The sequence below is a fragment of the Candidatus Tectomicrobia bacterium genome, from assembly GCA_016192135.1.
Lineage (GTDB): Bacteria > UBA8248 > UBA8248 > UBA8248 > UBA8248 > 2-12-FULL-69-37.
This window is the reverse complement of the sequence record JACPUR010000041.1, coordinates 340,853-349,163: the sequence shown is the minus strand read 5'-3', so window position 1 is coordinate 349,163 and position 8,311 is coordinate 340,853. Positions and strand designations below refer to the sequence as shown.

General features: G+C 67.0%; 11 protein-coding genes. 4 read left to right on the top strand and 7 right to left on the bottom strand.

What is annotated here, in order from left to right; translation table 11 throughout:
• The 4 genes from HYZ11_19065 to HYZ11_19050 form a co-directional block, all read right to left on the bottom strand.
• Positions 1 to 1,373: hypothetical protein (locus tag HYZ11_19065; GenBank protein ID MBI3129713.1), on the bottom strand; the 1,373-nt coding region annotated here is incomplete at its 3' end.
• 20 nt (positions 1,374 to 1,393) lie between these two features.
• Positions 1,394 to 1,600 carry a hypothetical protein gene (locus HYZ11_19060; GenBank protein ID MBI3129712.1) on the bottom strand — a complete coding sequence of 69 codons (207 nt, stop codon included), beginning with the start codon at positions 1,598 to 1,600 and terminating at the stop codon, positions 1,394 to 1,396.
• A 251-nt stretch (positions 1,601 to 1,851) separates the two neighbouring features.
• Positions 1,852 to 2,061 (bottom strand): hypothetical protein, encoded by a 210-nt coding sequence (locus HYZ11_19055; GenBank protein MBI3129711.1) that lies wholly within the window; start codon positions 2,059 to 2,061, stop codon positions 1,852 to 1,854.
• Positions 2,062 to 2,159: 98 nt separating this feature from the next.
• The gene (locus HYZ11_19050) at positions 2,160 to 3,464 is read right to left on the bottom strand and encodes a radical SAM protein (GenBank protein ID MBI3129710.1); all 1,305 of its coding nucleotides are present in this window, start codon (positions 3,462 to 3,464) and stop codon (positions 2,160 to 2,162) included.
• Between the two features lie 280 nt (positions 3,465 to 3,744).
• Here HYZ11_19050 and HYZ11_19045 point away from each other — a divergent pair, with 280 nt between their 5' ends.
• From HYZ11_19045 to HYZ11_19035, 3 genes are all read left to right on the top strand, one after another.
• On the top strand, positions 3,745 to 4,476 hold the full coding sequence (locus HYZ11_19045) for a ZIP family metal transporter (GenBank protein ID MBI3129709.1): 732 nt from the start codon (positions 3,745 to 3,747) through the stop codon (positions 4,474 to 4,476).
• 215 nt (positions 4,477 to 4,691) lie between these two features.
• Positions 4,692 to 5,432: a ZIP family metal transporter gene (locus tag HYZ11_19040; GenBank protein MBI3129708.1), complete on the top strand. Its 741-nt coding sequence runs from the start codon at positions 4,692 to 4,694 to the stop codon at positions 5,430 to 5,432.
• Between the two features lie 13 nt (positions 5,433 to 5,445).
• Positions 5,446 to 6,312, top strand: coding sequence for a sterol desaturase family protein (locus HYZ11_19035; protein MBI3129707.1), 867 nt, complete (start codon positions 5,446 to 5,448; stop codon positions 6,310 to 6,312).
• A 37-nt stretch (positions 6,313 to 6,349) separates the two neighbouring features.
• Here HYZ11_19035 and HYZ11_19030 read toward each other — a convergent pair whose 3' ends face one another.
• From HYZ11_19030 to HYZ11_19020, 3 genes are read right to left on the bottom strand one after another with little or no spacing between them, the layout of a single operon-like run.
• Complete coding sequence (locus HYZ11_19030; protein MBI3129706.1) at positions 6,350 to 6,805, bottom strand: SRPBCC family protein; 456 nt, start codon at positions 6,803 to 6,805, stop codon at positions 6,350 to 6,352.
• A 40-nt stretch (positions 6,806 to 6,845) separates the two neighbouring features.
• A complete protein-coding gene (locus tag HYZ11_19025; protein ID MBI3129705.1) occupies positions 6,846 to 7,304 on the bottom strand; it encodes an SRPBCC family protein in 459 nt (152 codons plus the stop codon).
• Positions 7,297 to 7,632 (bottom strand): helix-turn-helix transcriptional regulator, encoded by a 336-nt coding sequence (locus tag HYZ11_19020; GenBank protein MBI3129704.1) that lies wholly within the window; start codon positions 7,630 to 7,632, stop codon positions 7,297 to 7,299. The genes HYZ11_19025 and HYZ11_19020 overlap by 8 nt, the downstream gene beginning before the upstream one ends.
• A 358-nt stretch (positions 7,633 to 7,990) precedes the next feature.
• On the opposite strand from HYZ11_19020, the gene HYZ11_19015 reads away from it, so the two are divergent.
• Positions 7,991 to 8,305: a DUF2442 domain-containing protein gene (locus HYZ11_19015; protein MBI3129703.1), complete on the top strand. Its 315-nt coding sequence runs from the start codon at positions 7,991 to 7,993 to the stop codon at positions 8,303 to 8,305.
• The last annotated feature ends 6 nt before the right edge of the window (positions 8,306 to 8,311 follow it).

The window sequence follows — 8,311 nt, the reverse complement described above, 5'->3', positions numbered from 1 at the left end:
CGCTCCTCCTCGAAGAGCTCGCGTATGACCGGCCGGAGGCCCTCCCTGAGCGCCCGCACCGAGGGCTCGGAGTCCACGTTCAAGACATGCTCGGGCCCCCTCTCGCCCAGGAGCCTGAGGGAGGGCCCGGTGATGAAGCGCCCCGCGGCGTCGCCCCCCACGTCGAGGTCCCGGAAGGCCCCGGCCGCCCCCATGAGCTCGCGCGCCAGGAAGGGGTTCCCGCCCGTCACGGCGATCAGGGTCTCGGCCTCGTAGAAGCCCGGGAAGTCCCGCGTCATCTGGCGGATGGACTCGAGGTTTGCCCGCCCGTGTTCCTCGGGGGAGACGTTTTTCTTGCCGAAGGCCTTGAGGCCGATGGCGGCGAGGCCCTGGTTGACGATTCCCGGGCTGCCCCTCTGGCCGAAGAGGAGGTCCCCGGCCAGCCGGGTGGCGGCGCCCTGGTTCATGGCGTCCACGAAGACGAACAGCGTGGCCGAGGTCGCGGCGGCGGCGGCCGTCCCGGCCGAGGCGGCGGCCTCGAGGCCCTCGGCCAGCCCGGCCTCGGCGGCGATGTCCTTGACGGCTTCCCGCCCGGCCGCCTCGACCAGGGCATCCTTCACGAACTCCCCGGCCGCCTTGAGGGGAATCACGAGCTCGGGCCCCGCCTCCCCCACCACGGCCAGGGTGGGCTTGGTGACGAGGCCCCCCTGGGCGAGGCCCAGGAGGTTCTTGCCTGCGCCGAGGAGGGTGCTCACAGAATCCTGGGCCAGCTTGAAGGCGGGGGCGAGGAGGTTCTCCTGGACGATGGCCGAGGCCATGCGGCCCAGGGACGCGTAGAAGGAGCCCTCCATCTGCTCGACGAACTTGTCCCAGGCCTTGAGGGTCTTGTCGGTGTTCTTGGTGAAGGCGGTGGTGAAGACCTTGGTGAGGCCCTCGTCGAGGGTTTTATGGAGATTGTCGAAAGCTTTTTCCCCAGCTTTTAACGCAAACTCGGCCTGATCAGTAAAAGTCTTTTTGAATTTTTCGCTGAATCCCTCCCATGCTCTTCCCATCGAAAAAGCAACATCTTCACTATGTAGGCGCGCCCGCTCCAGGACCTCGGCGAAGGTGAGGGTTTCCTCCGTCATCTCCCCCATGCCTTCCACGTAGCCGGCCTGCAACTCCTGGATGGCGAGACGCATCCTCTCCAGGGCGGAGGGCTTGATCTTCCCGATGGCCTCCTGGTACGTCTTCGCGAGCTTTTGGAGCTCGGCATCGTAGCTGTCCAGGCTCGCCTGGGCTCTCTTCACATCCCTTTCCATCTGCGCCATGACGCCGCCCAGCTGCTTGACTTGCAGCTGCGCGTTGCCCTGGATCTGGATGTCGATATCGATCCGGTTCTGCTGCGAGGCCATGGGGGGACTCCTTCGATTCTCTACTTGTTCAAGATGATCACCGGAATGCCCGGCAGACGGCCCACAACATCATGATAAGCCAAAGGTTTTCCACTAACTTCAACTATATTCACATCCATCCTTCCCCCCTGCGCGCTCACATACCCCGGCGCAATCCACGGATTCACGGCGATCACGGTCAGGGCGGCGGCGATCACAGCGAGGATGACCCGGTCGATCTTCTGCACGGCGGTACCTCCTTGGGATTGGGGAAAATCGCTTCCCCTATTCTACCGCCGCGCCCGGCGCCGGACGGAGGGAAATATAAGCTGGCGGGGGTAAAGACCATTTACCGCAATTTGCGGCAATTTCACGCAGGTTCATGCTCAGGGAGGAAATTTTCAGGCGGCGAGGGGGAGGGCCTCCGGCCCTGGCTCAAGGCGACCCGCTGGCCCGGTCCGGATGCGACGGCCCGGCAAGAATTTCCCTCCTCGATTCCCTACTTGTTCAAGATGATCACCGGAATGCCCGGCAGACGGCGACCTCCAATGTCGGGGGGATCCAAAGCTTTTAGGCCGAATTCTGCGATATTCACGTCAACCTTCCCCCCCTGCGCGCTCACATACCCCGGCGCCACCCACGGATTCATGGCAATCACTGTCAGGGCGGCGGCGATCACGGCGAGGATGATCCGGTCGATCTTCTTCATGGCGGTGCCTCCTGGGTTCGGGAAAAATCGCTTCTCCTATTATACCGCCGCGCCCGGCACCCGGCGCCGGACGGAGGCCTCAAACCCGTCCTTTCTCCTCACCGGAACGCGCAGGGCGGCAGGTCCCGCTGGGAGGGCCGGCTCGGGCGCTTGGGCTCGCGCGGGAGGAGGAGCGGCATCTGGGACTCCCGCGCCGGGGCCGGGCCCAGGCGCCTGCCGCGGAGGGTGAGCCAGCCGGCCGCGCTCCGGCGGATCTTGCCCAGCCGCGCCAGGTCCTCGAAGCCCCTGAGATGCACCCTCCGCCGCGCCTCGACCAGCCGCTTCGCCCAGACCGGCCCCACCCCCGGCACCCGCAGGAGGGCCTCCAGGCCCGCCGTCGTGATCTCGACCGGGAAGAACTCCGGGTGGCGCCGCGCCCAGGCCAGCTTGGGGTCCTCGTCCAGGGGAAGGTCCCCTGTCTCCCCGAGGGGGAGCTCCTCGAAGGGGAAGCGGTACTCGCGCAGGAGGTGCTCCGCCTGGTAGAGGCGGTGCTCGCGGAGCTTGGGCTCGGCGGGCGCCCCCTCCATCGGGGTCTGCTCGACGGGCACGAAGGCGCTGAAGTGGGAGTGGTGCAGCAGGCCCTCGCGCTGGAGGGCGTGGGAGGCCCGGAGCACCTGGGCGTCGCTCTCCCCGCTCGCCCCCACGATGAACTGGGTGGTGACGCCCGCGGCGAGGGCGCTCCCGCCGGGCCACCCCAGGCGGCCCGCCGCCTGGGGACCCCGGGAGAGGGGGGCGCCCCCCGGGCGCCGCTCCCGCGCCTCCAGGCGGCGCTCGCGGGCCATCGCCCCCATGCGCCGGAGGGCGGGGAGGAGGTCCTCCGCCAGCTCCTTCTCGGGGGCCATGGCGCGGAGGCCCGGCTCGGTGGCGGCCTCGAGATTGATCGAGAGGCGGGTGGCGAGCCGGGCGGCGCGCTCGATCTGGGCGGGCTCGGCGCCGGGGAGCATCTTGAGGTGGATGTAGCCCTCGAAGCCGTGCTTCCCGCGGAGGATCTCGGCCGCCGCGATCATGCGGTCCACCCCCTTTACCCCGCTGCCGGGCACCCCGCTCGTGAGGAAGAGGGCCTCGGCCCGCCCGTCCTGGCGGAGGGCCGTGAAGGCCCCGGCCAGCTCCTCGGGGGAGAAGGCGTAGCGGGGCATGTCGCGCGAGGCGCGCATGGGGCAGTAGGCGCAGTCGTAGCTACAGGCGTTCGTCATCATGGTCGAGAGCAGCGGCATGACTTGGCCCGAGAGGACGATGGGGAAGATAGCGGGGGTGTCCGAGCCGGGGAAGTGGCGGGGCAAGCCGGCGCGGGGGAGGCCCTCGCGGTCGTCGAAGGACTGGCCGCCGAGGACGGCGAGCTTGTGGAGTGTCTTCTGGGTGAGCATGGGCGCGTCTCCGATGGGGGGCGGTCGAATCCAGTTTAGGCGAATAAAAAACGAAAGACAAGAGCGAAGTTGATCTGAAATGGATTCGAAGGTGATTTTAGTTACTTAGCTAATTACGCTTAAAGTCGATTCGTATTGCATGGAGGGGGAATGCGGCCGGGGGGGAAGGGGGCCGGGGTGGCGGCCCGCCTCCCGAAAGGGTATGAAGGGAGGAGATTTTCCTCTCGGCCCGCGGAATGCCCCGAGCGAACGAGGGTCCGCCATCATTCCCTCCGATCCGGTGCTGGTCGTCCTGCTCTTTTCGGCCGTCGCGGCCGCCACGGCCGCGGGCGGGGCGGTGCCCTTCCTCGCCCTGGGCCGGGTGCCGATGCGCACCCTGGGGATGGCCTACGCCCTGGCCTCGGGCCTCATGCTGGGGGCGGGCTATCTTCTCCTCGAGGCGGGCCTGAAGGATAAGGGCCACTCCGCCGTGGTCCTGATGAGCGGGGCGGCGCTGGGGGTGCTCTACACCTACTGGACCCACTGGTTCTCCCGGACCGGAGAGATGGAGAGCATCCCCTCCGGGGAGATACCGCCGGGGCTGGGCTACAAGATCGTGCTCCTGAACGCCCTCCACTCCGCCTCGGAGGGGGTGGCCATCGGGGCGGGGATGGCGCTGAGCACGCGGATGGGCGTCTTCCTCGCCCTCTCGCTGGCCGTGCACAACATCGCCGAGGCGGTCACGCTGACCTCGGTCCTCCTGAGGCGGGAGGTCCGGCTGGGGGAGGCGGCGCTCCTCTGCGTCATCACGAACGTGCCCCAGATCCTCCTCGCGGTGACCGCCTTCGCCGTGGTGAGCGCCGCGCGGGGCCTGCTGCCCTGGGCGCTGGGCTTCGCGGCGGGGGCGCTGGCCTACCTCGTCCTGACCGAGCTCCTCCCGGACTCCTACCGGCAGGCGAGCCACACCTGGGTGGCCGCCGCCGTGAGCTTCTCGACGGGGATGGTGATCCTCCTCAAGGGGTTCTTCGCGTAGGGGGGGGGATTTCGCGGAAGGAGGCGATTCGGCAGGAGCGTAGAGTCCGTGCGCTCCCACGGTTCTCCCTCTCCCCCTGGGAGAGGGGGGAGAACGCGCGGCGCCGGGTCTGCAGGGGGGCACCTCCTGCGATAGACGCGCCGAAGGATTTCGCAGGGGCGTATCGCAATACGCCCCTACGGAACGCATGCAGGCCATCCCTGCGGTGTGAGGCCATGATGCCGGACTGGAACCAGGTGCTCCTCGTCTTCCTCTACGCCTCCGTCACCGCCGTGGCGACGGGGCTGGGGGCGCTGCCCTTCCTCTTCGTGCGGAACGTCTCTGGCCGCGTGGTGGCCTACGCCAACGCCGTGGCGGCGGGCCTCATGCTGGGCGCGAGCTTCGGCCTCCTCATCGAGGGCACCGCGCACGGGGCCGTCCAGACCCTGGCGGGGGCGGGCATCGGCGTGGTCTTCATCCTCGTGGCGGGGCGGATGCTGCACCACCACGACATGGACTTCGGCGCCGTCAAGGGGGCGGGGGCGAAGCAGATCTTCCTCATCATCGCCGTGATGACCGTCCACTCCTTCTCCGAGGGGGTGGCGGTGGGCGTGGCCTTCGGGGGCGGCGAGGCCCTGGCCGCCCTCATCACCATCGCCATCGCGGTCCACAATATCCCCGAGGGCCTGGCCATCAGCGCCGTCATGCGCCCCAAGGGGGCGAGCGTCCTCTCCTGCGCCCTCTGGAGCGTCTTCTCCTCGCTGCCCCAGCCCCTCATGGCCGTGCCGGCCTTCCTCTTCGTCGAGGCCTTCCGGCCCGTGCTCCCCTACGGCCTTGGGTTCGCGGCGGGGGCCATGGTCTTCATGGTCTTCCTCGAGCTCCTGCCCGAGGCCTACGAGCAGGCGAGCCGGCCCTCCGTGGGCCTCCTCGTGAGCCTCACGCTCGGGGCGATGATTTTGTTCCAGAGGTATATCTAGGGAGGCCTGCCGGATGCCTGACATTCCCATCTACACCGCGGGCGGGGTGGCCGGGCTGTTCCTGATCCTGGTGCTGGTGGAGCGGCGGTTCCCCCTGCGCCCGCCCATGCGGGCCCTCCTGCCGCGGCTCGCGCTGAACCTGGTGTTCTCGGCCCTGGCCTTCCTGACGGCGGCGCTCGTCGTGCGCCCCGCGGGGGCCTCGTGGCTCCAGTGGGCGGACGAGCGCGCCTTCGGGTTTCTCCACTTCCCCTTCATCCCCGAGGGGGCCCGTCCCCTCCTGGGGTTTTTGCTGATGGACCTGAGCTTCTACTACTGGCATGTGCTGAACCACCGCGTCCCCCTCCTCTGGCGCTTCCACAACGTGCATCACCTGGACCCGGACCTGGACGTCTCGACGGGCTTCCGCTTCCACTTCGGCGAGGTGGTCCTCTCGGCCGCCTTCCGGGTGGTGCAGGTGACGGCCATCGGCCTCTCGGCCTGGACCTACCTGGCCTACGAGCTGGCCTTCCAGGCGAACACCCTCTTCCACCACAGCAACGTGCGGCTCCCCATCGGGATCGAGCGCGCCCTGAGCTGGGTGCTCGTCACCCCGCGGATGCACGGCATCCACCACTCCCAGGTGCGCGGCGAGACGAACTCGAACTACTCCGTCGTCTTCTCGTGGTGGGACCGCCTCCACCGCAGCATCGGGTTGGACATCCCGCAGGCGAACCTCGTGATCGGGGTGCCGGGCTACGCGCGCCCCGAGGACAACCGCTTCTGGAGCCTGGTGCTGGCGCCCTTCCGCGCGCAGCGGGACTACTGGCGCGCGCCCGACGGGACGGTTCCTCCGCCCGAGACCCGCTCCCGCCGGGATCGCCGCCACCGGCTGGCGGAGTGAACCTGCGCATTCAGCTTGGATAGCGGTGGTGCTCCCGCTAGGCCGACATGTCGAACTTCGACGGCGGGCGGTCCGTCTCCAGAAGGTTCTTCAGCCCGCTCAAGATCACCGGCCAGCTGCGGTGCCCGCCCTCCACGAGCTTGTCGTTGATGGGCTCTGGGTTGGATTCGGTCATCGTGAGCCGCACGACCTCGCCCAGGGGATCGATCTGAAACGTGATGATCGCCTCGGGCAAGTGCCCGAATTCCTCGTGCCAGGAGATCGAGAGCCGGAGTGGCGGATCACATTCCAGCACCTTGCCTTGCGAGGCCACCCGGCCGTCCTCCATCAATAGCCTCCAGAGCGAACCCACCTTCCAGTCCGACTCCATGCGCCCGCCGAAGAAATACTGTTTCGTGAATTCGGCGCCGGTCAGCGCCGTCCATAGCTTCTCGGGTGTCGTGCCGATGTAGGTGACGTAGATGCTCTTGGGCTTATGTTGATCTGCATTCATGCGTTGTCCTTCTCGGCGCGTCTCTTCAACCCGCCTGGGATTACCTACAGTTAGTTAGTAAAGGAAAGAGTGCCTTCCCACCTTCGAGCAGGCTCTTGAGGCTCGACAGGATCGCGGGCCATCCCCGGCTGATTCCCGGGAGCACCTTGCTCCCGGGCTCGAAGCCGCCGTGCGTGAGTGTCAGCTTCACATGACCCATGAACGGAATGATTTCGAAGGTTACCCGTGACGGCCGTTCGCGGCGTCCCTCGCCACCCATCGCGACATCGAATGTGTAGGACAGCAGCTTCGGTGGATCCGCCTGGAGCACTTCCCCCTGCCAGTCCAACGACCCGTCTTCCTTGGTATGCCTCACGGGAGAACCCGGCATCCATACGGACTGAACGCGGCGCCCGCTCCAATAGTACAGAAGGGTGAAGTCGCCGCTGGTCAAAGCCTCCCACAGCTTCTCCGGGGTGGTCGCGATGTAAGTCACATAGACAAAGCCGAGCTTATTCATCCTTCTCTTCGATGCCCTTTTTGAGTTCATGGAGTACGCGCAGCCGGTGGCGCTCGTACTTGCCGATCCAGCGCTCGTAGATCTCGTGGATGGGCACCGGGTTGAGGTAGTGCAGCTTCTCGCGGCCGCGCCATGCCGTGGCGACGAGGTTGGCCGCCTCCAGCAGCGCGAGGTGCTTGGCCACCGCCTGCCGCGTCATGTCCAGGTCGGCGCAGAGTTCGCTCAGAGTTTGGCCGTTGTTCGCGTGCAGGCGGTCGAGCAACTCCCTCCGGCTCGGATCGGCGAGCGCCTTGAAAACCTTGTCTGTTGCCTCGGTAACTCTGATCATTTTTGTAATATATGCAACCGAAAGGTTGCATGTCAAGGGCGAATTTTTACCCGATTCCTTGGATGTTACACTTAGGGGGGCGTCGGAAATCGCCCGGTTCTTCGGGATCATCATCCGCATGTTCGCCGAGCCCGCGGCGCCGCATCATCGGCCGCATTTTCATGCCATTACCAGGAGGAGGTGGGAATCTTCGCCGTCGATGTAATCGAACTTCTCAGCGGGGATTTGCCGCGCACGCAACGCGGCGCGTGGAGGCATGGGCCGAGATTCATCGGCGGTAGCTTCTCGATGACTGGGAGCGGCTGCAGGAGGGCCGTCCGCCACTCAAAATAGAGCCGCTTCGTTAGGAGGCGGAGCCATGACCCATCCGGTGCACAAGGTGACGTCGTTCGAGATCGCCGGGCCGTACCGCCTCCGCGTCGAGTTTGCCGACGGGCTCTCGCGCACGATTGATTTCCGCCCGGTCCTGGAAGGCGAGCTCTACGGGCCGCTGCGGGACCCCCGGGTGTTCAACGCGGTGTCGCTGGACCCAGAGGTCCACACCCTGGTCTGGCCCAACGGGGCGGACTTCGATCCCGCGACCCTGCACGACTGGTCGGAGCACGAGGCGGCGATGGCGGCCCTGGCGAAGCGGTGGGCCATCTCGGCGGATTCTGGTAAGCGCGCGGGCTGACCAAAT

Bases quoted from the DNA above. Each gene is read 5' to 3' on its own strand.
- HYZ11_19055 (MBI3129711.1), bottom strand. From the start codon at position 2,061: ATGAAGAAGATCGACCGGATCATCCTCGCCGTGATCGCCGCCGCCCTG.
- HYZ11_19050 (MBI3129710.1), bottom strand. From the start codon at position 3,464: ATGCTCACCCAGAAGACACTCCACAAGCTCGCCGTCCTCGGCGGCCAG.
- HYZ11_19040 (MBI3129708.1), top strand. From the start codon at position 4,692: ATGATGCCGGACTGGAACCAGGTGCTCCTCGTCTTCCTCTACGCCTCC.
- HYZ11_19035 (MBI3129707.1), top strand. From the start codon at position 5,446: ATGCCTGACATTCCCATCTACACCGCGGGCGGGGTGGCCGGGCTGTTC.
- HYZ11_19030 (MBI3129706.1), bottom strand. From the start codon at position 6,805: ATGAATGCAGATCAACATAAGCCCAAGAGCATCTACGTCACCTACATC.
- HYZ11_19025 (MBI3129705.1), bottom strand. From the start codon at position 7,304: ATGAATAAGCTCGGCTTTGTCTATGTGACTTACATCGCGACCACCCCG.
- HYZ11_19020 (MBI3129704.1), bottom strand. From the start codon at position 7,632: ATGATCAGAGTTACCGAGGCAACAGACAAGGTTTTCAAGGCGCTCGCC.
- HYZ11_19015 (MBI3129703.1), top strand. From the start codon at position 7,991: ATGACCCATCCGGTGCACAAGGTGACGTCGTTCGAGATCGCCGGGCCG.